At 59.2% G+C, this 26,031-nt stretch carries 23 protein-coding genes; 12 read left to right on the top strand and 11 right to left on the bottom strand.

From position 1 onward, the window contains the following. Positions 1 to 499 precede the first annotated feature (499 nt). The 6 genes from ada to ACFPM8_RS06330 all read left to right on the top strand — a co-directional run bounded on the left by ada (position 500) and on the right by ACFPM8_RS06330 (position 7,482). On the top strand, positions 500 to 1,579 hold the full coding sequence (ada, locus tag ACFPM8_RS06355; RefSeq protein ID WP_378996173.1) for a bifunctional DNA-binding transcriptional regulator/O6-methylguanine-DNA methyltransferase Ada: 1,080 nt from the start codon (positions 500 to 502) through the stop codon (positions 1,577 to 1,579). Then, a complete protein-coding gene (locus ACFPM8_RS06350) occupies positions 1,576 to 2,313 on the top strand; it encodes a 2OG-Fe(II) oxygenase (protein ID WP_378996171.1) in 738 nt (245 codons plus the stop codon). Before ada ends, ACFPM8_RS06350 begins: the two co-directional genes overlap by 4 nt. A gap of 9 nt (positions 2,314 to 2,322) precedes the next feature. After that, complete coding sequence (gene alkB, locus ACFPM8_RS06345; protein ID WP_378996169.1) at positions 2,323 to 2,976, top strand: DNA oxidative demethylase AlkB; 654 nt, start codon at positions 2,323 to 2,325, stop codon at positions 2,974 to 2,976. A gap of 218 nt (positions 2,977 to 3,194) precedes the next feature. Beyond that, complete coding sequence (locus ACFPM8_RS06340; protein WP_378996167.1) at positions 3,195 to 3,635, top strand: pilin; 441 nt, start codon at positions 3,195 to 3,197, stop codon at positions 3,633 to 3,635. A gap of 55 nt (positions 3,636 to 3,690) precedes the next feature. Beyond that, complete coding sequence (locus ACFPM8_RS06335; RefSeq protein ID WP_378996165.1) at positions 3,691 to 4,602, top strand: DnaJ C-terminal domain-containing protein; 912 nt, start codon at positions 3,691 to 3,693, stop codon at positions 4,600 to 4,602. Positions 4,603 to 4,902: 300 nt separating this feature from the next. Next, entirely contained in the window at positions 4,903 to 7,482 is a 2,580-nt protein-coding gene (locus tag ACFPM8_RS06330; protein ID WP_378996163.1) for a TonB-dependent receptor, read from the top strand. Positions 7,483 to 7,834: 352 nt separating this feature from the next. Here the strand turns inward: ACFPM8_RS06330 and ACFPM8_RS06325 are convergent, their stop codons facing one another. Further along, complete coding sequence (locus ACFPM8_RS06325) at positions 7,835 to 9,283, bottom strand: DegQ family serine endoprotease (protein ID WP_378996161.1); 1,449 nt, start codon at positions 9,281 to 9,283, stop codon at positions 7,835 to 7,837. A gap of 193 nt (positions 9,284 to 9,476) precedes the next feature. Next, the gene (gene yiaA / locus ACFPM8_RS06320; RefSeq protein WP_378996159.1) at positions 9,477 to 9,902 is read right to left on the bottom strand and encodes an inner membrane protein YiaA; all 426 of its coding nucleotides are present in this window, start codon (positions 9,900 to 9,902) and stop codon (positions 9,477 to 9,479) included. A 173-nt stretch (positions 9,903 to 10,075) separates the two neighbouring features. Between yiaA and ACFPM8_RS06315 the strand changes: the two genes are divergently transcribed. Continuing rightward, complete coding sequence (locus ACFPM8_RS06315) at positions 10,076 to 11,221, top strand: acyltransferase family protein (protein WP_378996157.1); 1,146 nt, start codon at positions 10,076 to 10,078, stop codon at positions 11,219 to 11,221. A gap of 22 nt (positions 11,222 to 11,243) precedes the next feature. On the opposite strand, the gene ACFPM8_RS06310 is transcribed toward ACFPM8_RS06315, so the two are convergent. Beyond that, positions 11,244 to 12,788 carry a hypothetical protein gene (locus ACFPM8_RS06310; protein WP_378996155.1) on the bottom strand — a complete coding sequence of 515 codons (1,545 nt, stop codon included), beginning with the start codon at positions 12,786 to 12,788 and terminating at the stop codon, positions 11,244 to 11,246. A 925-nt stretch (positions 12,789 to 13,713) separates the two neighbouring features. On the opposite strand from ACFPM8_RS06310, the gene ACFPM8_RS06305 reads away from it, so the two are divergent. Next, a complete protein-coding gene (locus ACFPM8_RS06305; protein WP_378996175.1) occupies positions 13,714 to 13,911 on the top strand; it encodes a hypothetical protein in 198 nt (65 codons plus the stop codon). Between the two features lie 89 nt (positions 13,912 to 14,000). On the opposite strand, the gene ACFPM8_RS06300 is transcribed toward ACFPM8_RS06305, so the two are convergent. Genes ACFPM8_RS06300 through ACFPM8_RS06270 form a run of 7 tightly spaced genes read right to left on the bottom strand, consistent with a single transcriptional unit; the run spans position 14,001 to position 23,060 of the window. Continuing rightward, positions 14,001 to 15,026, bottom strand: a complete 1,026-nt coding sequence (locus ACFPM8_RS06300) for a PP2C family protein-serine/threonine phosphatase (RefSeq protein WP_378996154.1) — start codon at positions 15,024 to 15,026, stop codon at positions 14,001 to 14,003. Between the two features lie 9 nt (positions 15,027 to 15,035). Beyond that, positions 15,036 to 17,222, bottom strand: a complete 2,187-nt coding sequence (locus ACFPM8_RS06295; protein WP_378996153.1) for a serine/threonine-protein kinase — start codon at positions 17,220 to 17,222, stop codon at positions 15,036 to 15,038. Positions 17,223 to 17,250: 28 nt separating this feature from the next. After that, a complete protein-coding gene (locus tag ACFPM8_RS06290; RefSeq protein ID WP_378996151.1) occupies positions 17,251 to 18,435 on the bottom strand; it encodes a coiled-coil domain-containing protein in 1,185 nt (394 codons plus the stop codon). Positions 18,436 to 18,450: 15 nt separating this feature from the next. After that, the gene (locus tag ACFPM8_RS06285; RefSeq protein WP_378996149.1) at positions 18,451 to 19,830 is read right to left on the bottom strand and encodes a hypothetical protein; all 1,380 of its coding nucleotides are present in this window, start codon (positions 19,828 to 19,830) and stop codon (positions 18,451 to 18,453) included. Between the two features lie 28 nt (positions 19,831 to 19,858). Further along, positions 19,859 to 20,557: an FHA domain-containing protein gene (locus ACFPM8_RS06280; RefSeq protein WP_378996146.1), complete on the bottom strand. Its 699-nt coding sequence runs from the start codon at positions 20,555 to 20,557 to the stop codon at positions 19,859 to 19,861. A 17-nt stretch (positions 20,558 to 20,574) separates the two neighbouring features. Next, positions 20,575 to 21,855: a VWA domain-containing protein gene (locus tag ACFPM8_RS06275; protein ID WP_378996143.1), complete on the bottom strand. Its 1,281-nt coding sequence runs from the start codon at positions 21,853 to 21,855 to the stop codon at positions 20,575 to 20,577. A 38-nt stretch (positions 21,856 to 21,893) separates the two neighbouring features. Further along, positions 21,894 to 23,060: a toxic anion resistance protein gene (locus tag ACFPM8_RS06270; protein ID WP_378996141.1), complete on the bottom strand. Its 1,167-nt coding sequence runs from the start codon at positions 23,058 to 23,060 to the stop codon at positions 21,894 to 21,896. Between the two features lie 375 nt (positions 23,061 to 23,435). Here ACFPM8_RS06270 and ACFPM8_RS06265 point away from each other — a divergent pair, with 375 nt between their 5' ends. The 4 genes from ACFPM8_RS06265 to ACFPM8_RS06250 all read left to right on the top strand — a co-directional run bounded on the left by ACFPM8_RS06265 (position 23,436) and on the right by ACFPM8_RS06250 (position 25,439). Then, a complete protein-coding gene (locus ACFPM8_RS06265; RefSeq protein ID WP_378996139.1) occupies positions 23,436 to 23,915 on the top strand; it encodes an Hcp family type VI secretion system effector in 480 nt (159 codons plus the stop codon). 89 nt (positions 23,916 to 24,004) lie between these two features. Next, positions 24,005 to 24,520 (top strand): lysozyme, encoded by a 516-nt coding sequence (locus ACFPM8_RS06260; RefSeq protein ID WP_378996137.1) that lies wholly within the window; start codon positions 24,005 to 24,007, stop codon positions 24,518 to 24,520. Beyond that, positions 24,520 to 24,957, top strand: coding sequence for a hypothetical protein (locus ACFPM8_RS06255; RefSeq protein WP_378996135.1), 438 nt, complete (start codon positions 24,520 to 24,522; stop codon positions 24,955 to 24,957). The genes ACFPM8_RS06260 and ACFPM8_RS06255 overlap by 1 nt, the downstream gene beginning before the upstream one ends. Before the next feature lie 50 nt (positions 24,958 to 25,007). Further along, the gene (locus ACFPM8_RS06250) at positions 25,008 to 25,439 is read left to right on the top strand and encodes a DUF2147 domain-containing protein (protein WP_378996133.1); all 432 of its coding nucleotides are present in this window, start codon (positions 25,008 to 25,010) and stop codon (positions 25,437 to 25,439) included. A gap of 116 nt (positions 25,440 to 25,555) precedes the next feature. On the opposite strand, the gene ACFPM8_RS06245 is transcribed toward ACFPM8_RS06250, so the two are convergent. Next, complete coding sequence (locus ACFPM8_RS06245) at positions 25,556 to 25,888, bottom strand: hypothetical protein (protein WP_378996131.1); 333 nt, start codon at positions 25,886 to 25,888, stop codon at positions 25,556 to 25,558. Positions 25,889 to 26,031: the final 143 nt, after the last annotated feature.

Genomic DNA, 26,031 nt, shown 5'->3' with positions numbered 1-26,031 from the left:
CCTGCACGCCGATCACGAGGGGCCGACCCTCATCTTCAATAAAGCATCGCAGCGGCCGATACTTCGGCTTTTGCGTTCTTGACACACGGCGGCAGATGGCAGGGTAGGAAGACCGGTACAAGACCAAAAACCGGTAGCCCGAAGGCTCCCCACCATTGCCGCCCATAAGGACGAGCAAAAGTGAACGCACAACCGCAAAGCGCGGTTGTGCGCGGTATTGTTCTCAGGCTTCCTAGACCTCATCCCGTGCCTGTTTAGCAGGGACGGAGCGACTATAGACGCAATATGACGCCATGGCAATTATTGGCGGGCACCTCGAAAAACCTACTGCGCGGCCCAATCTCTGGCCTGTGATGCTCGCTACAGTTTTTCGAGGTGCCCTAGCGTCCTGCCATATTTGAATGCATCGCATCGAATTCAAAAGCAAGACCCGGAGTGCGCTAAGCTGCCGCCATGGATAAAGTGAACTCCATAAGATAGCTTGATGAAAGGAGTTCTTATGAACGCATCAACTGACATTGCGCAGCGCGCGGCGGCAACGGCCAACGATCCGCGTTGGGCCTTGATGCTGGCGCACGATAAAGGGTCGGACGGCAAGTTTTATTACTCGGTCAAAACCACCGGGGTGTATTGCCGGCCGTCGTGCGCGGCGCGGCCGCCGCGGCCGGAAAACGTCTGTTTTTACGCCAGCCGCGAGGAGGCCGAGCGGGCCGGATTTCGCCCCTGCAAGCGGTGCAAGCCGGATCAGCAGGCGTTATCCGAGCAGCACGCGCAAAAGGTGACCGAGGCATGCCGGCTGATCGAGAGCGCGCAGGAGGCGCTGAGTTTGCAGCAGCTGGCCGATCACGCGGGCTTGAGCACTTATCATTTCCACCGGATTTTCAAGGCCGTTACCGGGCTGACGCCGAAGGCCTACGCGGTCGCGCAGCGCGCCAAACGGATGCGCAGCGAGCTTGACCGCAGCGCTTCGGTGACGGAGGCGATTTATGAAGCCGGGTATAACTCCAACGGCCGCTTTTATGAAAAATCGAATGCGGTGCTGGGCATGACGCCGAGCAATTATCGGGCCGGTGGCAAGAACGCCGAGATCCGCTTTGCGATTGGTCAATGCTCGCTGGGCGCGATCCTGGTGGCGCAAAGCGAGCGCGGGGTGTGCGCGATCCTGATGGGGGACGATCCGGCTGCGCTGGCCTGCGATTTACAGGATCGGTTTCCACGCGCCAATCTGATCGGCGCCGATGAAGGCTTCGAACAACTGATAGCGAAGGTGGTCGGTTTTGTCGAAGCGCCGGCGATCGGGCTGGATCTGCCGTTGGATGTCAGGGGCACAGCATTTCAGCAGCGGGTGTGGCAGGCGTTGCAGCAAATCCCGGTCGGCGCCACCGCCAGCTATACCGAGATCGCCAAACGCATCGGTGCGCCGGCAGCGGTGCGGGCAGTGGCACAAGCCTGCGCCGCCAATGCGCTGGCGGTGGCGATTCCTTGTCATCGCGTGGTGCGCAATGACGGCGGCTTGTCGGGCTACCGCTGGGGCGTCGAGCGCAAGCGATTGTTGCTGGAACGGGAGTCGCAGGCATGAACGCACGCGTGGAAACGGCGTTGCCGGTCGGCGTGGCGCACCGAGTCGATGGCGTCGATTGGCAGCGTGTTGCCGTGGATCTGGATGCGCAAGGCAGCGCCGTCATCCCGCATTTGCTGACGCCGGACGAATGCGCGGCGCTGGTGTGCTTGTATGCGGAGGAGCAGTTTTTTCGTAGCCGGGTGGTGATGGCACGGCATGGTTTCGGACGCGGCGAGTATCAATATTTCCGCTATCCGTTGCCGACGCTGGTGGCCGAGTTGCGCCGTTCGCTGTATCCGCATCTGGCGCCGATTGCGAATCGCTGGAACCAGGCGATGGAGCTGGACGTTCGGTATCCTGAGCAGCACGCAGATTTCCTTGCGCGTTGCCATGCGGCCGGTCAGTTGCGGCCGACGCCGTTGCTGTTGCAGTACGGCACTGACGACTACAACTGCCTGCATCAGGATCTATACGGCGAGCACGTTTTTCCGCTGCAGGCGGCGATCCTGCTGTCGCAGCCGGGACGCGATTTTAGCGGCGGCGAATTCGTGCTGACCGAACAGCGGCCGCGCATGCAGTCGCGGCCGGAGGTGGTGCCGCTGCAGCAAGGCGATACGGTGGTATTTGCAGTCCATCAGCGGCCGGTACAGGGATCGCGCGGCGTGTATCGGGTCAATCTGCGGCACGGCGTGAGCCGGATCCGCTCCGGACATCGCCATACACTAGGCATCATTTTTCATGACGCGATTTAAGGACACAAAGTGACGCTGGATATGTTCGACGACCTGGAGCATGGCGGCCTGCGGCAACAAGCGCTGGCGCCGGGCGCGCTGTTGCTGCGCGGCTTTGCCGTCGCCGACGATAAAGCGCTGCTCGATGCTTTGCGGGACGTGATTGCCGTCGCCCCGTTCCGCCACCTGGTGACGCCGGGCGGCTTTGTCATGTCTGTTGCGATGAGCAATTGCGGCGCGTTGGGCTGGGTCAGCGATCGCAGCGGCTACCGCTACGACGCGATCGATCCGAACAGCGGCCGGCACTGGCCGACTATGCCGGCGGCATTTCTGCGCTTGGCACAGGATGCGGCGCGCGAGGCTGGCTTCAACCGCTTTGTGCCTGACGCCTGCTTGATCAACCGCTATGAGCCGGGGACCAGGCTATCGCTGCATCAGGACCGTGATGAGCGCGATTTCGAGCAGCCCATCGTTTCGGTATCGCTGGGCCTTCCGGCGGTTTTTTTGTTTGGCGGCTTGCGCCGGACCGACAAACCCAGCCGGGTGCCGTTGACGCATGGCGATGTGGTGGCGTGGGGCGGGCCGTCCCGGCTCCGGTTTCACGGCGTGCTGCCGATCCAGGAAGGGCATCATCCGTTGCTGGGAGCGTGCCGCATCAACCTGACGTTTCGCCAGGCGGCTTGAAAATTATCCAACAAAATCAAGTAGTTGCAGGTTGGCATGCACCGCCTGGCACATCGTTCTCGTCCAAAATTTCATGTAGGCCCCTGGAGGATCAGCATGCAGTTTGCATTGCATGCTGATCCTCCTTTTTTTGCGTTTTTGTCACCTATACTGGATAGGGATGTTTTCAATACATCCGGTACAACAGACCCTAACAAAATCTCTACAGAGGTGTCGATATGAAACGCAATCCGAGGTACTGCACGGCACGCATCGCGCATGGTTTGACGGTGATCGAAACATTGATCGTGGTGGCGCTTATCGGTGTGTTGGCGGCGGTTGCCATCCCGCAGTATCAGAATTATGTGTCGCGTACCAAGTGGCAAGAAAATATCGTGGCGCTGGAGCCGATCAAGCTCGCCATCGTGATGTGCGCAAAGAATAATGCGGGCAATCTCGCCATGTGCGACAGCGGCGCCAAGCTTGGCATCGCCACCATGCCGGCGCTGAAGTACGGGACCGTCGACATTGCGCCGACGACGGCGGCGATCAATGTGACGGGCAGCAAGGAAGTGGGCTCCCTTACCTTGATCGTCACGCCCAAGACCAATGCCAACAGCATCACTTGGGTGATATCGGGGACGTGCGAGCAGGTTAAATGCGGGATTAGTCCGAGCTAAGTACAACCTTGATATTGCGTCGGACCAGCCGCAGTTTTCATGTTTGAGGAGCGATATGGAGTTCAAGGATTACTACCGGCGGCTTGGCGTGACGCGCGATGCAACGGCGGACGAGATCAAACGGGCCTATCGCAGACTTGCACATAAATACCATCCCGACATCAGCCGGGAACCGGACGGCGAAGAGCATTTCAAGAAAGTTTCCGAGGCCTACGAAGTGCTGCACGACCCGCACAAACGCGCCGACTACGACCGGCAGAGCGCACGGCAGCACGCGCAATATGGATCCCGCGCACGGCCGAATTGGAACAATGCGCCATACGGCAGCCATCGGCACACTAGCGCCGAAGACGATTTCGGCGCCTGGGCCAGTCATCGGCCTGCTGGACGCCGGCATCACGCCGCCGGCCGCGACTGCCAGGTCGAAGTGTCGATCCCGCTGGAAACCGCGATCCACGGCGGCACGCCGAGTTTCAAACTGCACCTTCCGGCGCGCGACGCCAACGGCAATAGCATCACCCGCGATCGGCTGGTGGAAGCGCGCATTGCGCCGGGCATCAGGGACGGCCAGCGAATCCGGCTGGCGGGCCAAGGCGAGCCGGGCTTGGGCTCCGGCCCGGCCGGCGACCTCTATCTGCTGATTCGCTTCGCGCCGCATCCGTTTTATCGCGTGGCCGGCGCCGACCTTTATTTGACGCTGCCGCTGACACCGTGGGAGGCGGCGCTGGGCGCTGCGGTGCAAGCGCCGACGCCGCACGGCACGGTCGAGATCCAGATACCGAGCGGTAGCCGGGCCGGTAAAAAATTGCGCTTCCAAGGCCGCGGATTGCCGGGTCATCCGCCGGGCGATTTGTACATGGAGCTGGAGATAGTTTTGCCGACCGCGCACAGCCATCGCGCCCAGGAAATTTATCGGCAGATGCAGCACGAGCTCGACTTCAATCCGCGCCGGCATCTAGGCGTGTGATGATGAAAGAAAAGCCTTGCTTTGCGTAGGGCGGATGAGCGCAGCGTTATCCGCCGTTGGATGTGCCACAGACATTTGACGCATCCAGAACGGCGGAAGGCGCTGCGCTTTTCCGCCCTACGTTACTGGCCCTTGCCGCGTCCGCATATCGTCATTTGAAATCATTATTTCCCATCTGGAAAACATGCTCGGATACTTGATCCCAGCACTGTTCGTAACCAACCCCTTCCCGTCTTAACGCTCCCAGCATTCCCCGGAAAGCAGGCGTTTTATCGTCCGGAATTTTTAAAGAAATAACGCATGTTGAAAACAAAAACACTCGCCGCCGCCATCGGCTCGCTGCTGACGGCCCACACCGCAATCGCGCAGGAAGCCAAGCAGTTTGAAACCATCACCGTCACCGGGTCCAATCTCAGGAGCACCGACAAGGAAGGCGCCAACTCAGTCCAGGTCATCAGCGCCAAGCAAATCGAAGCCAGCGGCAAAACCAGCTTGCCGGATATCTTGCGCTCGATTTCAGCCAACAGCGGCAACAGTTTCAACGAGCAGTACACCGGCAGTTTCTCGGCCGGCACGGCCGGTGTCTCGCTACGCGGCTTGGGCCAGAAAAATACGCTGATCCTGCTGGACGGCAAGCGTCTGGCGAACTACGCCACGGCCCAGGATCTGCAGGAAACCTTTGTCGACATCAACTCCTTGCCGCTAGCGGCGATCGAACGGATCGAGGTGCTCAAGGACGGCGCTTCGGCGATCTACGGTTCGGATGCGGTGGCCGGGGTGGTCAACATCATTCTGAAAAAGAATTTCCAAGGGGTCGAGATCGGCGGCAGCTGGGGCAAGTCCGGCTCGGGCACCGGCCAGGGCGAGCGCAAGTTCCAGCTGCTGGCCGGCAAGGGGGATATCAAAAAGGATCGTTACAACATTTTCTTTTCGCTCGACGGCCAGCAGCGCGACCGGCTGGACGCCAGCGACGTCGGCTATCTTCGGAATATGGACTTCCGCGACAAGCCGGGCGGCCGCCTCAACTGGACCCCGACCAATTACTACAATAACGACCCGACCCAGGGTTTTGCCCACGCGGTCGGTCCGGTGCAAAGGGTGCCGTGGGGCGCAATCACGCCGAGCAAGCAGGGCGAGGTCTGGGCCTACAATCCGGCTCCCTACCAAACCCTGATGCCCAGCATAGAGCGCTATCACGCGGTGCTGCGCGGCACCTTGCAACTCAACGACCAGCTGCAGGCATACAGCGAACTGCTGTACAGCCATAGCAATGCCAGCTTCATTTTCGGGCCGCCGCTGGCGATCGGCAATTCGCTGCGCGCCTGGGACAATGCCAACCAGCGCCTGGTCAACGTCAGCAGCACTTTGCCGGTCGGACATCCGTCCAATCCGAATGCCGTGCCGACGCCGATCAACAGCAATCTGTGGAATGTCGGTCCGCGCACCAAGACCGACAGCACTGAGTTCAGCCGGGTGCTGGCCGGCCTGAAGGGCAAGCTCGACGACTGGTCCTGGGACGTGTCGGCGCTGCATTCGGAAAGCCGCTTGCAGGAAACGGTCAGCAATTTCGGTAACCGTTACGCCTTCCAGCAGCTGCTGGCCAACGGCGGCTACGATTTCACCGCGCCAAACAATTCGGCCGCCGCGGTCGAGGCGTTGCGGCTGGCCACCACCCGCCCTGCGGTGTCGCGGCTCAATGCGCTGGACGCCACCGTGTCGACCCAGCTGCTGAGTCTGCCGGCGGGCCAATTGGGGTTTGCCGCCGGCTATCAGTTCCGCAACGAATCGATTGATTCCGATACCTCGCAAGCAGTGCTGTCCGGCACCGAGCTGCGGCCGGCGATCGACATCATTCACGGCTCGCGCAATGTATCGGCCGCCTATGCCGAATTGAATGTACCGCTGCTGGCTACGCTGGAAGCCAACCTGGCCGGCCGCGCCGATCATTACAGCGACTTTGGCTCCGCCTTCTCGCCCAAGTTGAGCCTGCGCTTCCAGCCAGCGCGCTGGCTGCTGTTGCGCGGCACGGTATCGCGCGGTTTCCGCGCGCCGTCGCTGCCCGAAATCACCAACAGCACGGCGATCAGCTACGGCTCGGTCAAAGATCCCTACGATCCGATCACGCCGGGCCAGCTACGCGGCTATACCGGCATCTACGCCGCCAATCCCAAGCTGCAGCCGGAACGCTCGAAGAACATCAACCTGGGAGTGGTGCTGTCGCCTGCGGCCAATACCAGCCTGGCGCTGGACTTCTATCGCATCAATCAAAGCGGCATCATCGGCCCCGACGACGCCACCGTCATCGTCCAGCATCCCGAACTCTATCCGGGCCGCGTGACGCGCGATGCTCAAGGCCGGATCGTCAGCATCAGCAACCAGTATCAAAACCAGAGCGCGCGCACCACCTCCGGCATTGATCTTGAGCTGCGCCAGTTGCTGCATACCGCCAGCGCCGGCAACTTCACCTTGAGCGGCGGCTGGTCCTATCTGCTCGACTACAAGCAGCCGCGAGTGGCGGGCCAGGCGCAGATGGACGGCAGCGGCAACAACACCTTCGGCGCACTGCCGAAATGGCGCGGCAGCACGGCGCTGACCTGGGACTACCGCGATTTTTCCAGCACGCTCAGCTGGTATTACGTCGGCGGCTATACGCTGGATGACAGCGTGCGGGAAGACGATTTCCCGGCGTCGGTGGCGAGCAACAGCACCTTCGATCTGAGCGTGGTGTACACCGGGGTGAAGAACACCACACTGAAGTTCGCGGTGCAAAACCTGCTGAACCGCAAGCCGTCGTGGGACCCGAGCACGCCCTACTTCGACATCACCCAGGGCGATCCGCGCGGGCGGTTTATTACCGTTGGAGCGAACTATAAGTTCTGACCGGACGGCGGCGTGATGGGTTTACGTAGGGCGGATGAGCGCAGCGTTATCCGCCGTTCTGGATGCGTCGACCATTTGTGGCGCATCAAGCGGCGGATAACGCTACGCTCATCCGCCCTACCAGTGCTACCAACCCTGGGCGATCCGCGCGGGCGGTTTACTACCGCTGGAGCGAACTATAAGTTTTGACCGGACGGCGGCGTGATGGGTTTGCGTAGGGCGGATGAGCGCAGCGTTATCCGCAGTTTTAGATGCGTCAACCATTTGTGGCACATCAAGCGGTGGATAACGCTGCGCTCATCCGCCCTACCAGTGCACCAAGCAAAAAGCCAAGGGTGCACGCACAGCGTGTTCACCCCAGCTTCAACGGAATAAAAATCTTCTCGTTATCCCGTTGCACCAGCAGCGCGACGCTCTTGCCGGCCTTGTCGACCAAGCGCCGCAATTGCTCGACGCTGGTCACCGGGACGCCGTTAAACGACAGGATCACGTCGCCGCTCTGGATCCCCGCCACCGCCGCCGGTCCGCTGGCGCTTTCCACCAGCAGGCCGGCGCTGACGCCAGCCTGTTGCCGCTCGTCCTGCGTCAGCGCCCGCACCGACAAGCCGAGCCGGTCTTGCGCGCCGGCATCGGAGTCATCGGATTTACTCGCTTGCATTTCACTGACATTGACCGCCAGTGTTTTTTCCTCACCGTGACGGATCACATCGACTTTGGCCGAAGTCCCCGGCGCGGTATCGGCGACCGCCGCCGACAGATCGGCCGGATGCGCGATGTGCTGGCCATTGAAGCGCAGGATCACGTCGCCCGTCTGCAATCCGCCCTCCTCGGCCGGACTGCCGTTCTCCACCGAACTGATCAGCGCGCCTTCGGATTTCTTCAGACCGAACGACTCGGCCAGCGCCTGGTTGACGTCTTGCACGTCGACCCCGAGATGGCCGCGCGTCACTTTGCCATGCTGCACCAATTGCTGCTCGACCTTGATCGCGACATCAATCGGAATCGCAAACGACAAGCCTTGATAGCCGCCGGTCTGGCTGTAAATCTGCGAGTTGATGCCGATCACTTCCCCCCTCAGATTGAACAGCGGCCCGCCTGAACTGCCCGGATTGACCGCGACGTCGGTCTGGATGAACGGTACGTAATTTTCTCCAGGCAAGGAGCGCAATTTGGCGCTGACGATCCCCGCCGTCGCGGTATTGTCGAAGCCGTAAGGCGAGCCGATCGCCAATACCGGTTCACCGACTTTGGTCAGCGCCGGGTTGCCGATCTGCACCGTCGGCAAGTGGTTCGCTTCAATCTGGATCACGGCAATATCGGTCAGCTTGTCGACGCCCAGTACCTTGGCCTTGAACTCGCGCCTATCGGTCAATTTGACGATCACTTCGTCGGCGCCGTCGACCACGTGAGCATTGGTCAGGATCACGCCGTCAGGATTGATGATGAAACCGGAACCCTGACCATGCACGATCAGCGCGCCGCGCGGCACCTGCAGCTGGGGGCCGAAGCGTTTGAAAAATTCGTACAAGGGATCGCCGGGAGTGAGCTGCGGCATTCCGCTCGAGTCGCCCAGCGTGCTGCCGGCCTTCAGGTTGCCGGTGAAGCTGATGTTGACCACCGCCGGCCCGGCCCGTTCGACAATCGAGGAAAAATCGGTAGCGATCGGCGCCGGCGCTGCCACCGTCGGCGCGTGGGCATCGGGCCCGCCGATACCGGCGCCGTCGGAATAAATGTAGATGCCCGCAATCCCAGTCAACAAAGCAGCCGCAATCGCACTGCGGGCAAGAGATCGACGCGTCATGCTGTTCTCCTTTGACAAAGGAAGGGTCACATAACAGCATAGATCCGGAAAATTAAGACTGGTTTAACAATCAGAAAAAAATAAAAGAACCGTTTCTTTCAATCAAATCCTGAAGTTGGCGCGTACTGCCGGAGCGTCGGCGAGCTTGCAGCGAAAACTCAGCAACCGCTGCAAGCGCGGGTCAGGCAGGGAGTTATTCGTCGCCTTGGGCCGGGAAATTTCCTTTGATGAGCGTCACGTCACGCACGTTCTTCTGAACCGCAACCGATGCGAACAGGCTCAACACGAACGACATCGCGTAAAAGCCTTTTTCACTATCCGCCAGCGTCGCGTTCCATAAGCCGATCGCCAGCAGCGCCACCGAAAGGCCCAGCGAAATCCAGCAAAACATGAAGTAGATCCCGGTGACCGGCGTTCCTTCCAGTCTGTCCCGCACCGATTTTTGCAGTGAAACCGAAGCAAACAGGCCGTACATCAGGATGGTGAAGTAATAGCCCTTCTCATTGAGCTGCATCGCGGCATTCCACAGGCCGAACAGATAGGTGGCGGCGCCGACCACTAAAGCGGCCCACGACGCGCCGATGAATGCGGCGGTTGGTCTTTGAAATTGTTGTCTCACTTGGATCTCCTGTTTATGAATGTGGCGACAGACGCCTCTATGCGGGCCGATTCTACGAGATTTATTACTTGTTGAATAGCAATAACAAAGCAGGAAATACGCCTTAGAAATCCCGGTGAAGCAGCGCGGATCGGCTAAGATGCGCATTTCCAAAAATCAACATTCAACCCCACATGCACTCAACCGCCACCAGACTCAACGGCCTCGACACCTTGCGCGCTGCTGCAATCGCACTGGTATTTATGTATCACTACATGGTGTTTGTCAGCCACGTGGAGACCTTCGGCGTCTTGAGCAACATCGGCTGGGTCGGCGTCGATTTGTTTTTTGTGCTGAGCGGCTATTTGATCGGCAATCAAATATTGTCAGCCATCGCCCAGGGCCGGCAGTTCTCGTTAAAAACGTTCTATATCAAACGCTGCTTGCGAACCCTGCCCAACTACTATGTGGTGTTGGCTTTGTATTTCTTGTTCCCGCTGGCGATGGGCGGCACCACCCCGCCGTCGCTGTGGAAGTTCCTGAGCTTCACCCAAAACTACCAGCTGCACGCCGGCACGGCTTTTTCGCAAGCCTGGTCGCTGTGCGTCGAGGAACAGTTTTACCTGGTATTGCCGGTGGCGGCTTTGCTGGTGGCCGGCTGCCGCAAATCGCTGCTTTTGGGCTGGACCTTGATCGCGGCGACGGTCTTGGCCGGCATCGCCATCAGGGACATGCTGTGGCGCGACTATGGCGGCGACGCCAACGGCTATTACACGCATATCTACTATTCGTCGTTTTGCCGCTTTGACGAATTGCTGCCGGGTGTCGCCATTGCGATGCTGAAGAATTTCCATGCCGATGCCTACGGCCGGCTCATGAAAAAAGGCAATTTGATGCTGACCGCAGGCGTGCTCGGGGCTGCAATCACTTTTTACCTGTACTTGAACTATCAGTACGTCGATGACAACAGTTACGGCTTTTTGATGACCGCGTTCGGCTATCCGATGCTGACGGCGAGCTTTGCGTTGCTGACGCTGTCGGCGCTCAGTCCCGCATCCTTATTGCACCGGATCCGCGTTCCAGGCGCCTGCCAACTGGCGCTGTGGTCGTACGCGATTTACCTGGTGCACAAGCCGCTGATGAACATGGCCAAAGGGCCGTTATCGAACGTCGGGATTGCTGCGGATTCGGGGTTGGGGGTGATGATCATGCTCGGCGTCAGCCTGGCTGGCGGCTGGTTGCTGTACCGGCTAGTGGAGACGCCGTGCATGAAGTTGCGCGACAGATTGTATAAGCAGCGATTAAGTGACCGGCCCAACTTGCTGGGGCCGGCCATTTAACTGATGCGCCGCTCCGCTCGCATCACTGCGGCGCTTGCACCAGGTTCACGCTCAACGTGCCCTGGTCGTTGCCCGAGACCCAACCCACGCGGCCGGCGTTGGGACCGCTGGTGAAACGCAACAGCGGCAGGTCGGCGATGAACTCGATGCCGGGCATGGCTTTGGATTGGGAGATCACGTTCAGGCCGGCGTCCAGCTGCATGAAATGCCACTCGATCGACTTGTTGGTGCGATCGCTAGAATTCCACAAACCGTAGGACACCAGGAAACCGCTGCCGGACGCTTCCAGCTTCGGCATGATGGCTTGCACGTTGGCCGCGTTGCTGGTCAGCCAGGCGCTCGACTGCGTGCCGCCGTCGCTGCCGCCGGCAATCACAATCCGCACATCGCGCGCGGCGCGGCCTTGGGAAGTGGTGTGGACCATCGCGAAATTGCCGTTGTTGAGCTTGATGAACTGGCCGGTCTGCGCATTGGTGTTGTTGTCGCCCTTATTGCCGTCGATCGCAAAGTAGGACTTGTCGAACTGGGTCTGGTCGCTGCCGGTATAACCGCCATAGGTGTATGCCGCAAAGCCCAACTGCCGTGAGTAGTAATCTCCATGCGCCAGCAGGTAGGAAGTGCCGTTATCCACCAGCAGGCGCGGGCTGAAGTTGTGCGAATAGAACCAGCTCGAGCCCATATTGAGCGCATTGCCGTTGCCGGCCGCCACCGGAACGCCATTGAGCGGATTGAAGTATCTGAAATACCCGGCTTGGTGGCGGATACCGTGGTCGCCCGATGCCATTTGGTGCGACACGTACAGCACCAGTTTCTGGTTAATCGCATCGAAGCCCAGCATGCCCAATCCAGCCTCTCCGGGATTGCCCTTGCTCATGTCCTTGGTATTGTCCTGGTCGCCGAACACCAGCGTGTCCCAAGCCCTCAACCCGAAGTTGGCGCTGGCCGACTTGGCGATCCGCAGCTCGTTGCCGTCGACGTTGTTGGCGTCGCCGGCGATCGCGTTCTTGAATGGGTGATCGACGTTGTAAGCCAGATAGAACGCGCCGTTGCTGTCCTTGGTGAAGCCCAGCAGTTTATAGGTCTGCAGGCTGGTCGCGGTGGTGGCGCCGGTGCTCAGGTCCGGGTTGACGTGCGTGATGTTGATGGTGCCGGGTGTGCTCAAGCCGCTGACCGCGTGCCCGCTGGCGCCGGAATAATCCAGCCAGGCGACATCCAGGCTGCCGTCAGCGTTGACGGCGGGGATGATCGGGTTCTGGAAGCCGTAGTTGGACATCGGGCTAGGCGGCACAAAGCCATCGTCGAAGAAATTGGCCTTGAGGCTGAACACCTGGCCGGCAGCGGCGGTCGGGATCGCGTGCGTGGTGACGCTGTAATCCTTGACCGGCACCGTGACCGGGTTCGGCGCCGGAGTTGAAGGCGGATTCTGCACTGGCGCCGGCGCCGGGGATGAACCCGCGTTCGCAGGCTGGGTGGAAGCTGTCACCGATGCGCCTCCGCCGCCACCGCAGGCCGCGAGCAGCAGGGCCGACGATAACAACAGGGACTGTAGTGGTTTGGATGATTTCAAGCGGTGCTGATGTGATGGCATTATTTTTATCTTTACTATTGTTGAATGAACCCATTGCGCAAGCCAGGCTGCGATGCGCGCGCGGAAAAGAGTGAGCATTGCAAGCAACGTGCCACGGCTCGACAGCCCGCGGCTTCGCCCGATGATGGACATTCATGGACATTTTGTGTCGGTTGCAGAGGCAGGACGCGCCAAAAGCGTCAGGCGTGCGACGCTCTTGGTCAATCGTGAAAAATGTTGGGCTTTTCAGCCCAGCCTGAGTTAATCGGGGACATAGTTTAAGAGGCACCGCAGCGTGCCGAATTACTGTGTCCCCGATTAACGGACCACGGGGCGCCGAGGGGTTGCTTTTGACGCTGCCGTTGCAGTTGACGTTGAATTCCGCATTGGGACGCTGCCAAATGGGCCAACTGCCAGCCGGGAATTGTGGGAAGGCATGTTTGAGCGCAGCGAGTTTGCCTTCACACCCGGCTGATAGGCGGCGCAGTTTTATCTATTGCGGGACAGAGTTAAGCGTAGCGGTACTCTGTCCTCAACTGACTAGGAGACCGAAGGGAAGGCAGTGGCTTGCGGTCGCCTTTTCTTTGCTTCCTTTCTTTTGGCGAAGCAAAATAAAAGGGAGTCGCCGTCAGGGCGAAAAGCTGAGTACGCCAAGACCGACAAACGAAAAGGCAACTACAACACCTCGGCGTTCCGTAGTCCGCTCAGCGGGGTCAGAGTAATTTACGCGATGACCCTGCGTAAAAAAACTCTGACCCCGGTAAGCTACTTCTTGGCGGCGCGGTCGGGGCGAAAACCCGGGTTCGTCAAGACCGCAACACGTAAAAACAACATCAAACCCTCTGCGCTCCGTAGCCCAACGGCGCTGGCGCAAAAGTCGTGGATGAGGCAGGATTACATCCCATTCGACTTAATGGTGGTCATCATGCGTACAACCCGACAATTCGGCATCATCTTGCCCAACGAGATGGCGCGTGACCGCGCTGCGGAAAATTGGCTTCGAGGCCACGTGGGGCCGGCCTATGACGCACTGAAGGCTGACCCGACGCGGGCGGTTAGCGCTGACCAAGTTCGGGCTACGCTCGCGGCCGAACATAAGAGGACCGTTGCAAAATCGCGGTAACGCGGACCAACGTAGGTTGCGGTTGAGCCGAAGGCGAAGCCCAACATCGCCACTGGCTGCAACCTTGATGTTTGATCTGCAAGCAGCCGTCAACGTTCCAACAACCTACCCATCAACATCGCCACCGTAATATTGTCATGCCCACCCTGCGCATTGGCATCATCGACCAGCGCCTGGCACACCGCCTTGGCGCTTACGTCAACGCCAAGCTCTTGCTTGATCTGCCCCACCCTCGCAGCCAAGCTGCCGTCCTGCTGGAAATAATTCCACAGCCCGTCCGAACACAGCAGCAACACATCGTCCGCCGCCATGCCGGTCGACAGCACATGCACAGCGACCGGACCGTCGCGCATGCCGAGCACTTGGGTCACGTAGTGCGCGCGGCGGTCGGCGCTGGCGGCTGCGCGACTGTATAGGCCGGCGGCGACTACTTCTTCGACCCAGGAATCATCCACCGTCAGGCAACGCTCGGCATTGCCGCTGATCAGGTAGGCGCGCGAGTCGCCGACCCATCCTATCGTCGCTGTACCGTCCGCGACCAGGGCCGCGACCAGCGTGCATTCCGGTTCGTCGAGATTGGCTGCGGCGCCGGCCGGCAGTTGCATGATTGCTTGATGCGCCGCCATGATCGCGCTGTGCATGACGTCTTCCTGGGCTAGCGTGCCGTCATGCGCCGATAAGCCCGCGCTGACCAGTTCGACCGCGGTGGCGGATGCCTGGGCGGAATGGAATGAACTGGAGACGCCGTCGGCCACCACCAGCACAGCCGCATTGTTCGGCGACAATCCGGCGCTGCCGCAATCCTCGTTATGGCTGTGGCGCCGGCCGATGTCGCTGATCATCGCCAGCCGCGCGTCAGGCTCATCGCACCAATAATGCGCATTGCTGACGCCAGCGGCGCTAGCGGCACTAACTGCAACTATGCAGCGCACGCCGCAGTTATTACAAAAACCGTCGGCGTCCGGCGCGCTGGCGGCCGGGCTGCAGGCGCACGCAAGCGCGTCCTTGGCCGCCGGCACCGCTTGGCTGGTCAAGGGCAGCAAAGGCTGTCCGCAGCCTTCGCAAAATTTCGAGCCGGCAGCCGAGCCGCTATCGCCGCAATGAAGGCAAGTCATGGCGCGTCCTTACACAAAGCTTTTCGGACGAACGGCGTTGGCCATATCGATCCACATGATTTTTTCTGCGGCGTCGACGGCATAGCGGGCGGCTTTGCGGAACTCTTCCTCGGCGCCCTGGCGCAAGGTTTGCACACTCAGCGCGTGGCCCAGCAGCTTGCAGCTGCGGTCTTCCTTCACTTTGCCGTTGGCGATCAGGGCCAATCCTCGTTCCAGCAGCTTGGCGGCCAGTTGATGCACGACGCCGCCTTCGGCCGAGATCGACTCGATGGTTTGCGCGACTTGTTCCAAACCCTCGCGGTTCATCCCCGGCTCCTGGTGCAGCAGCGTTTTTGCCAGCGCGATCCGCGCCAGGTTGAACAGGCTGTGCTGCGCCGGCACGGCCGCCAGCGCTTCGGCCGCGCCCTGCATGTCGTTGTTTTTCGACAGGCAGCGGGCCAGGCCGAAGCAGGCCGCGGTCTGGTTCGGATCGACCTTGATCACCCGCCGATAGTAGGAGGCGGCTTCCTTGTAATCGTGGCTGACTTCCGCCGCAAAAGCGATGGCCTGCTTAGGCGCAATCTCGCCCGGCATTTCGAAATAGACCTTGCCGAACTCATTCCGCGCGCCCTGGCCGTCGCCCTGCGCCAGCAAGGATTTGCCGCGATACCAGCACACGCGCCAGTCGAATGGATCTTCGTCGAACAGCTGATCGAGCAGCTTGGCGGCATCGGCGTAGCGCTCGACGCCGACATAGGCATTGGCCAGCCGCAGCCTGGCCTCAACCGATTTGTCGCCGAATTTCTTGGCCAGCTGCTCCAGCGTCAGCACCCGTTTGACAGGATCGATCACGGCGGACAGGCGCAGCAACTCGTTGGCGGCCGGGTCGGCGACTTGCATCTTGAGCGTCGGCAGCAGGCGCACGTCGGGCTGTTCGGTGCCGGCGACGTCGTCGGCATCGAACAGGTTGTCGGAGGTGAAGGTCTGGCTTTCGACCGGTTTCGGCTCGGTTTTGAGGGAGACGATTTCGCGCAGCACGCCGAGGATCTGGTCGGCCATTTCATCGGCCGACTGGAAGCGCTGGTCCGGGTCCTGGTGGGTGGCGCGCAACAGGAAGCGGTACAACGCATCGTGCTGCGCCAGCAGCGGCTGCTCGGCCGGGGTCGGCAGCGAATGCTCGTAGTCCTTGGCGAACTTGAAATCCATGATCATCACCGCCAGCGCGCGGCCGATGGTGTACAGGTCGGACACCGCGACCGGATCGTCGTTGGCTTCCGGCGCCATGTAGCCGCGGGTGCCGTAGATGTCGCCGTTGGGGTCGCCGATCTGGCGCACCCCGCCCATGTCGATCAGCTTGACGTCGTCGCCTTCCAGCATGAAGTTGTCGGGCTTGAAGTCGCAATACACGAAGCCGTTGGCATGCAGGTAGGAGAAGGCCGGCAGAATGCCGAGAATGTAGGCGATCGCCTCTTCCACCGGGAACACGCCTTTTTGTTTCAGCATGCTGCTGATGGCGACGCCGCCGACGTATTCCATGACGATGAAACCTTCGTTGCCATGGTTGACGAAATCGTAGATGCCGACGATCTTCGGATGCTTGACCGCGGCCAGGAACTGCCGCTCCGCCACCGCATTGGCGGCCGCCGCTTCGTCCTTGGTGTTGAGCAAACCCTTCATCACCACCCAGCGATTGAGCACCTGGTCCCAGCCCAGGTAAATCCAGCCCAGGCCGCCGAAGGCGATCGCGCCTTTGATTTCGAACTTGCCGTTGACCACATCGCCAGCTTGCAGCGACGGCACGAAGTTATATTCAGTGCCGCACTCGCCGCAGAAACCCTTTACCCGCGACACCTTGGCGTCGCACTTGGGGCAGCGGCGCTTGCGTTCCGGCACTTCCGGATTTGCCATGATCAGCGCATTCGGGTCCTGGCTCGGCAGCGGCGGCAGCGATATCAGACCGCCGCCGAGCGAACGGCGACGCGCCGAGCTGCCCCTGGTCGAACGGCTGGTGTGGCGCTTGCTGCCGGCGCGGCCGGTGCCGACCGTGCCGACGGTGCCGGTAGCGAAGGTTCCGGTGCCGCCCGCGGAGCGGGTTTGCGCGGTCTGGTGCAGGTCCTCTTTCGCCAGCAGCTTGACGCCGGCCGGCGGCATCCCGCATTCATCGCAAAAGCCGTCTTCGATATGGCCGGTGCAGGCATTTCTTTGGCAATTTTCCACAGCTTCTTTCCTTTTTTAGCGCCGACAATTATTTGTTTTCACGTAGCGAAGCTTCATACGCGCCGACCGCTGCCCGCAGCGCCGGCAGATCGACCGGCTTGCTCTGGAGCGCGCGTTTGGCGTTGAGCATCGCGGCCGGCAGCGCCGCATCCAGCTCCGCGCCTCTGGCGGCCAGCGCGTCGGCCTTGGCGCGCAGGGCCTGGAAGCGGCCATTGATTTCAGCGCATTCGTCGAGCGCCAGACGGTTCTTGGCATAAGCGGCACGGGCCGCCGTCAGCTGTGCCGAGCATTCTGCCTGCCAGCGCGCAAGTCCGACCTTGACCGCATCGTGACGGCCGGCGGCAACCGACTGTGCGATCGACGCCAGCCAAATGACCAGGGAGTCGATCACGCTGTCATCCACCGGCAAGATCAAGCCGGCAGGCGCATGGATTTTCTGTCTGGTTTCTTCGATCGCAGCCGCCGAGCGTTGCGCCAGGTCTTTCAACTCGGCCAGCAATCCGTTGGCGTGTTCGATCGCAGCACGGCTGACGGCTTGCTGCTGCTCGATATTTTTCAAGTTCAACCGCTGTTGTTCCAGCTCGCTTGCGGCGCGCTCCAACTCGGCGGCGCAAGACAGCGGATCGCGCTCGGCATTATTCAAGACGGCGTCCAGCCTGGCCGGCGCCGCATAGCCGGTCCCAAGCCGGGCGGCCCGGATTTCCAGCTCGGCGGCTTGCTGGCGCAGCGCGGCTAACCGTGGCGCGGCCTGCCCGGCCGCAGTCGATACCGTGTTAAGCAAGTCGCGGGCGTCGCAAAATTGTTGCGCCATCGCGTCCAGCACTTGCTGCGGCGTGGCGCGCTCGATCTGGTCGGCGCACGACAGCAGTCCGCGGCTGGTGATCGGGATATGCTCGGCGCGCAGCTCCACCGACAGTCCCTCCAGCAGATGCCGCACCTGGTCCTCGGTATGGTGGAACAGACCGCTGCGCTTGTTGAGATCACTCGCCTGTTCGAACAGCCGGGCCAGCAGCAAATAGCTGTTCCATAACGCATCCAGCGACTTGATCGCCTGCGCCGCTTTATCCCGCGTCAGGCCGGCATAGCCGCCGACCTCATCCTTGAGGCGGGCCCGTGCCGCTTTCACGGTCTCGGTGTCGGCCAGTTCCAACAGATTGCAGCTGATCGTGGTCAGGCTGATGCGCAAGGCATCAAGTTTTTCTCGTACAGGCACGTGACGATATCCCGATCAGAAACGGTATTCGTCAAGCCGCGGCTTCATGCCGAGCACGATCGCCAGGATGCTGGCCAGCACCGCGCCGAACAACAGGTAGGGAAAGCGGTTCAAGCGCGCGAAGGCATCCGCGATGTCCTGGTCGAAAGCCGCCTGGTTGATGGCCGTCGTTTTGCCTAGCGCCTTGTCGAAGGCATCGAACGCCCAGTTCGATTGGCCGGCTTGATAACCCAGCGCCAGCGCCTGCGATTCGGCATAGCGGCCGCTGCTTTCCAACTCACGGATTTGCTTGTCGATCTCGACATAATCGGCCCAGGTGCGCGCGGTCAGCAGCGCCGCGGCTTCCTCGCCCGGATAGGTGATATTGACCAGCTCCGCGCCCAGCAGGCCTCCGAATTTGGTCTTGGACTTGGTGGCGGCGTCCAGCTGCGCAGGCTCGATCGCCATGATCTGCGCGATCCGTTGTTTGAAGTCGGCAGTTGCCTGCGCTTGCGCTTCGGGATGGCCGCGATAGATCAACAGCAGGCTTTCATCGGCGTTGGCCTCATAAGCCAGCGCCCGCGCTTTCGACAGCGAATGAATCGAGTCGAAGGCGTCGAACTTGGACGAAACCAGTTTTTTCTCGATCGCCTGCAAGCTCGTCGCGCCGTACAACGATGCCAGTCCCAGGATCACGGTGGCGGCCAGCAGTCCAAGGTTCAACGTGCGCCGCGTCTTGCGCATCAAATAGGTTTGGGCCGCAAGCAGGGCCGCCAGCGTCGCCAGCGCGATCAAGACCAGCGGCGTCATCTGCAAGTAAAACGCGGCGTGGTGGCTGTTGAAGCTGGCCGTCAGATGATCGAAATTGGCCTGGTCCAGCGCCACGGTGGCCGGCAGGATCACGGTTTGCATCAGCTGGTTGGCGGCAGTCAGATCCGGCAGCGCCGTCTCTGCGCCCTTGGCGTGGGCCTGGCCGAGCAGGCGCTCGTAGCTGCCCAAGGCCATCATGACGGCGGTGATCGGCTTTTGTTCTTCGCTGCCGTAGGTGATGTTTTTTGCCGCCGTGACCAGCGCCTGCTGGGCCTGGTCCATTTCGGCGCGGAATGCTTTGCTTGAAGTGCCGCTATCGTCCTCTTTGAGCAATACCGCGTTCATCGCATTGGCATGCGCGCTAGCCAGCAGAAAGCGAATCTGTTCGGCCGCCACGATGGATGGCACGGTGTCCTTGCCGAGCGTCTGCACCGCGCCGCGCACGCCCTGGTAAGCGCCAAAGCCGGTCAGCGCGATCAGCAGCGCGCCGACAATGCCCGCCGCCAGCAAGGTCTGCATGCGGCCCGGCGTGGTGCGCAGGTGCGCTTTGACGGTCTGAAAATAACTGACTTGGCTTGCTTGATTCAGTGCTGGTGTCGTTTGCATGTTGCTCTTTATCGTGTTGTTTCGGCCGTTACTTTTTTAAAGCAATGCGCAGCTTGGTCCAGTTGCCGACGACGATTTCATCGCCCGGTTTGAGCGGGGTCAGCAGGCCCGGCACCAGCTCTGCACCGTTAAACACGGAGCCGTTGGTCGAGCCCAAGTCGAGCGCGGCATAGTTGCCGTCGGGCTGGCGCAGCAGCTTCAGGTGCCGGCGCGACACGCCCGGGTCGTCGACCTGGATTTCCGGATAAACGCCCTTGACGTCGGAACGGCGGCCGACCAGGTTTTCTTCCAGGTCGAGCGGGAAGAAACGCATCGGTGCGTCTTGCGGACAAGCCGCGGCGATGTCCGCATCGGCGGCCAGGGCCGGGTCGACGATGATCTCTACATTGAATTGCAGGCGCGGCGCGAATGTGGCTAGCGGCGCGGCAGCGGCTGGCGCCGGCGCAGTCGGCTGCGCAGCCACCGCTGCAGCCGCAGTCGCAGCAGTCACCGGCAGCGCCACCGGCGCGCTGGCTGCGTAAGAAGCTTTGCCTTGGAAATCGTAGCGACAAACCTCGCAAAAGCGGCTGCCGGCACTTCTAGGCGTGCCGCAATCCGGGCAGATTTCACCGCTGCTGGCGCTTGCGATTGCAGCAGTCGCAGCCAGTGCCGGCGCGCCGATACGCACGCCGCATTCTGAGCAATAGTCCGAGTCAGCCGATTGATGGCCTTGAGAACAAAGTGGCATGGTTTCCTTTCATTTATTTAAGCCACAGTAGAAGCAGCTGGGCGGCGGCGTACTGTGCGGGTGCCGCCCATATCCAGCTCCATGTCGTCGCCCTTGCTGGCGCCCGCGCGCAAGCGCACTGTGCCTTCTTGCGGGTCGATCACGTCGACCACTTTTTTAAGCCGCTGGGTCACTTCGTCGTTGCCGGTTTCGATCGCGATCTTGGCAGCCTTGCCCAGCAACCTGGTGGCTTGGTCGACGTCGCCGCGGGCCTTGGCTTCCAGCCCTTCCTTGATCGAGCTGGCCAGTTCTTCCTGACCGGTGTAATGCGCAACCTGGGCATTGATGCGGGTGGTCAGCGCGTCGTCGGCCGACCAGGTGGCGACGATGCGCTGGCCGTCGACCACCACTTCAGCGCCATTCAGCTGATAGGCGATCTTGGGACGGCAAACCATCATCTCTTCGCCTTCGGCTTGCGCCGCGATGTCGAACCCGAAGTGGTAATCGCGGTTTTCCGCACCCCAGGCGCCTAGCGGCACTTCGATGGTCTTGTCGTCGATGCGGGTGCACAGGTCTTTCAGGTCGGCGATTTCCGGCGACATCTGTTTCAAGGTCACGATCTGCACGGTGCGCGGCACCCATAGGCGCAACTTGACGCCGTTGATCCCCTTCGCCATGCCTTGCGCCAGCGCTTCCTTGAACTTGTTTTGCAGTTGTTCCGGGTCAGGCACGGCATCGGCGCTGCCCAGCAGCCGGCCGGCGATCAGGCGCAGATCGCGCGGATGCCAATCGGTGCCGACGCCCCAGCAGCTGGCCTGCAATTTTTTGTCGCATACGGCAATCGCCTTGTCGAGCGCCTTGCCGTCGTTTTTATCGTTCTCGCCATCGGTGACGAAATAAACCTGCACGATATCGGCATCGACCGCATCGGCTTGTTTGACCGCCGCCAGCAATGCCTCGGACATCACCGTGCCACCGCCGGCGCGCAATGCTTGCACCGCCAGATGCGCCGCCGACTTGGCCGATGCGGTGGCTAACGTCGCCGGCATCACCACTTGCACATTGGAGTGGAAAGCGATCACCGAGAACAGCGTGTCCTGGTCCAGGCAATCGACCCCGACCCGGATCGCATGCTTCATCTGCTGCAGCTTGTCGCCATCCATCGAGCCCGACACATCGCCGACGAAAATGATCAACAGCCGTCCCGTTTTCTGCATGGCCGCGCCGTCATCGACGGCAGTCACGGTCACTACCGCGTCCAGGCGCTTGGCGCCGACCGCGAGATGGGAGTTGTAGAACGACTCGGCAGTAAATTTCATGGAATATTTTTCTTCTTGGTTAATAAGAACAACCGCGATCAGAGCACGCGCTGCGCCACATCCTTGGCATTGGCACGCAGCCCTTCGAGCAGCTTGGTTTTGATTTCGCCCAGATGCGATTCGGCGGCCAGGCGTTTTTGCCGGCCTTCTTCGTCCAGGCGCACGCCCTTGGCAATGGTTTCCAACAATTTGTCGGCGGTTTGCGCCAGCAAGGCGACATCCTCGACGCCGCTGCCCTGGCTGAGTTTGGCCTGGGTATAGGCTTGATCCAGCATGTCGCTGCCGATCGCGCCGACCTGCCGCGTGATTTCGCGCCGGGCCTGGGTTTCGCGCGAGGCGTCGATGATTTGCTTCAACGAGGCCACGCGCAGGATGGCGCTTTTCAGGCGCGGCAAGTCGAACAAAATCGTATCCATGATGTTGCGTTCTTCGATCCGGGCCGCCTCTTGCGTCAGCCGGATTTGCGGCACCGACATCAGCGCATCGGTAAAGCCGATATGCATGCGCAACAGGCGCGCCTCGAACGCATTGATTTGCTCGGCGTCGTCGCGCAATTTCATGACGACCACCTGATCGTTCGACTGCAGCGCCTCGGCCTGCTTGGCGGCGAACGCGGCCTTGGCGCGCACCAGGATAGACTGCCCGGCCGCCAGGTACAGCTCCAGCTGCTTCAAATTGTCGATAGTGCGCTCTACCAACTGATCGAGCTTGCTGTTGGTGGCGGCCAGTTTGCCCCTTTCGCGCTGGGCGCGGTCCTCGATTTCCTTCAGGTATTTGACGACTTCGGCATGATTCAACTGAAAGTAGCGCAAGGCCGACGCGTATTTACCCACCACCGGCAGCTTGCCCAAGGTGCTGGCAACCCAGTCGCTGCCCTCCAGTTCGGCCTTCATGTCGGCCAGCTTCATCGACTTGATATGCCGCGCCAGATCGAGCGTGATGGCGCCGACCTCGCCCACGTCCGAGGTGCGGATGCCGGTCAGCAGCTGATCCAGGAAACCGTTCATTTGCATCTGCTGCTCGGTGCCGAAAGTCGACACCGCGGCGCTGTCGAGTTCACCGACACTGGCGACGATTTGCGCGATGCGCTGGCGCTGGGCCTCGTCGAATTTGGCGATATTGACTTTCTGGGCATCCGTCATTGCATTGCTCAACTGCGGCAGCATCAGGTGATTGCTGTCGACTACCAGCGCGCGCTCGTTCATTTCTTTCCCTTGGTGGAATTGCTGCATGTTCGGAGGAGGCAGGAGAGGCTAAGCCGCTAGGGCCAGTTCTGTTTCTGAGGAGTGATATTGCAGGTGTTCATATCTGAGTGCTCATGATTGTAAGACTAGAGTTGGCCGGTGGCAAATTATTGCAATTTGCCAAGTGTGTCGATGTGTCGAATCGGCACAGCGCGGAAAATTTAAGCTCTCGTAGCCCAACATCTCCCCTCTAAGTCCCTCCTCAAATCACATTAAGAAAATTCTGTTTTTAAGCACATTGACCTGAAGTGTGATTTTTATTGTCTTAATTTTAATAAGATGCCCCTTCGCCGGAACCAGGTTCCGGCCTCATTGATGACTATTGAAAGGGACGCTATGGCACAAGACATGTTTTTGAAATTGACCGGGATCGACGGCGAAGCCACCGATGCCAGCCACGCCAACGAAATCGAAGTCTTGCATTGGGAATGGCAAATGAGCCAGCCATCAAATATGCACGCCGGCAGCGGCGGAGGCTCCGGCAAGGCGACCGTCAGCGATTTGTACTTCGAGCATTTTGCCGACCGCGCCAGTCCCAACCTGATGAAATATTGCTTGACCGGCAAGCATATCGACCAAGCCGTACTGGTCACGCGCAAGGCAGGCGGCACGCCGCTGGATTACATGAAGATCACGATGCAGGACGTCATCGTTACGTCAGTGCATCCGATCAGCGACGGTGGCGAACGCATCCGGGAACAAGTCGGGTTGTCGTTTTCCAGGGTTTCTCAGCAATATTTGATCCAGAACGCGGCCGGCGGCAATGGCGGCGCGGTGACGGCCAGTTTTGATATCAAGGCCAATAAAGAAATTTAATCAAGAGATAAAGATAGGCAAGGGGGAGAAATTTCATGTTTTTGAATTTTCTCCTTCTTTATTGGTATTGAATAGATTTGGAGGTCGATATGGCGGAGCAAAAAGATAAACCAAATGCTGGATATTCATTAAGTGCTAAAGGACGTTTACGCTTGGTTAGCTGGGAAAGGCTGGTATTGGCTTATTACAACGACGGTGGCAAGAACAAAGGGAATTGCACTTATGGTTATGGCACGATGGTTCATCGCGGGGTATGTACAAAAGAAGAAATGAAATTGCCTGTTTCGCTTGCAAAGGCGGAAGTGAAATTAAATTCAGGAATCCGTGATGCAGAACGTGGCATCAAACGTAATGTGACTTACTCATTAAATCAAGAGCAGTTCGATGCGCTGGTGAGTTTGACGTATAACGCTGGCATCGCGGGATCGGGGCAAGTATTTACTTTGATCAATAACGACAAATTACAGGAAGCCGCAGATTATATGGAAACAGAAATGGTTTACTCAATTCAAAAAGGAAAAAGAGTTTTGATGCCAGGTTTAATCAGGCGTAGAAAGGAAGAAAGTGCACCATTTAAAATGGTATCGAATGAGGTTGAAAAGTGATGAAGAAAATATTGATACTCTTAAGTTTTTTATGTGTGTTAGTCCCTACTTACGCATCTAGCCCAGGAGATATGCTTTACGGGAAATGGAAGGTGGTAGCCATATTGGATTCAGCGCGCATGGTGTCGTCATCGGAAGCTTTCGCGAAGCAAGGAATTGGGCAATATTTAATCATTACTCCAAAAGAGATCCGCTTTCGAAAAGAAATCGGACTATCCCCAATTTTTAATAAATCTAAGCAAGATACTTTTGACTATTTTTATTCCGTTAATGGCTTCCGTATGGACCCGACTAATCTGCGTTTGCCTGAAATTGTTACTGAAATCATGATTGACTATGAAAACGTAATTAGCGTGTATGCAATTTATATAAAAAATAAAAACAGTATTGTTTTTTTCTGGCGAGGATATTTTTATAAAGCAATCAGATCAAAATGAATAACAAAAACGGAGTCATGTTGAATTAAATCTTAAAGAGATAGGAAGTCATGAAAAGAATATGGGTGTTTTTGAGTTTACTATGTGCTTTTAATTCTGCTAACGCGACTGCCCCCGGTGAAATCATCTTTGGAAAATGGAAGATCGTAGAGATTCTTGATGCATCATCATTAGCCGCATTTACTACTAAAGAGCAGGCCAAACAAATTATTGGAGAAGTTTTAACCATTAATAAGAATGAAGTACGTTTTCAAGGAGTGGTCGGCCTATCTCCGCTCTTTACCAAGTCCAAGCAGAATATTTCCGATTGCTTTTACGATGGCTATTGTCTGGATCCCGTCAAACTGCATTTGCCAAAAACCTTCACTGTAGTCAACATTGAATATGAGCCAAATGGCAGTTATACGTTTTATCTCCAAAACAAAAACAACATTATTTTCCGCAAGAGAGGATATTTTTATCAGATGACCAGAGAAAAGTAATGAAAACGACCCTGCATGGCGTCGCATGACATATTTCTCACTCTATCGGGGGCGGCATCGCCCCCTTTTCAATTACTCAGGAAGCCATCCCTTGTGAGGATGGCGTCGGTTACCGACTACGCTTTGCGCTGTCTGGCTTGCAACGCGTTCAGGTAATCAACGCAGGCTTGGGCCTTTTCCGCCATCGTGCTGGTAGAAGCCAGCGACCAGCGGAACATCACGTCAGTATCGAACGCGTTCAGCAGCGGCGGACAGGCGGGGTCGCCGTGCTCTTGGAGCAGCGTATTGGCATGCAGCGCCGATAGGCACTTGTGAATGCCTTGGCTCATGTCCAGCACGAACGCGATGAATTGCGCCGCTGGATCGCTGCGCAGGTCTTTGTCCAACCATGAGAACGGTTGAAGATCTGCTGTATCTGGGATGGGTGGGGATTTTTTGGTACTGGTCATTGCGACCTCCTGTTGATAGCGGTTAAGCCGCTCCCCCGCTGTCAAACGGGTGATCGAGTCGCCCAAAGGAACCTCCCCTTCAGGCTCTCACAGAACCGGACGTGAACCTCTCGATTCATCCGGCTCTTGTCGTTCAGCCCCAA

The organism is Paraherbaspirillum soli (assembly GCF_042654985.1).
GTDB classification, from domain to species: domain Bacteria; phylum Pseudomonadota; class Gammaproteobacteria; order Burkholderiales; family Burkholderiaceae_D; genus Paraherbaspirillum; species Paraherbaspirillum soli.
The sequence above is the reverse complement of the archived record's forward strand: the minus strand, read 5'-3'. Positions and strand labels throughout refer to the sequence as shown.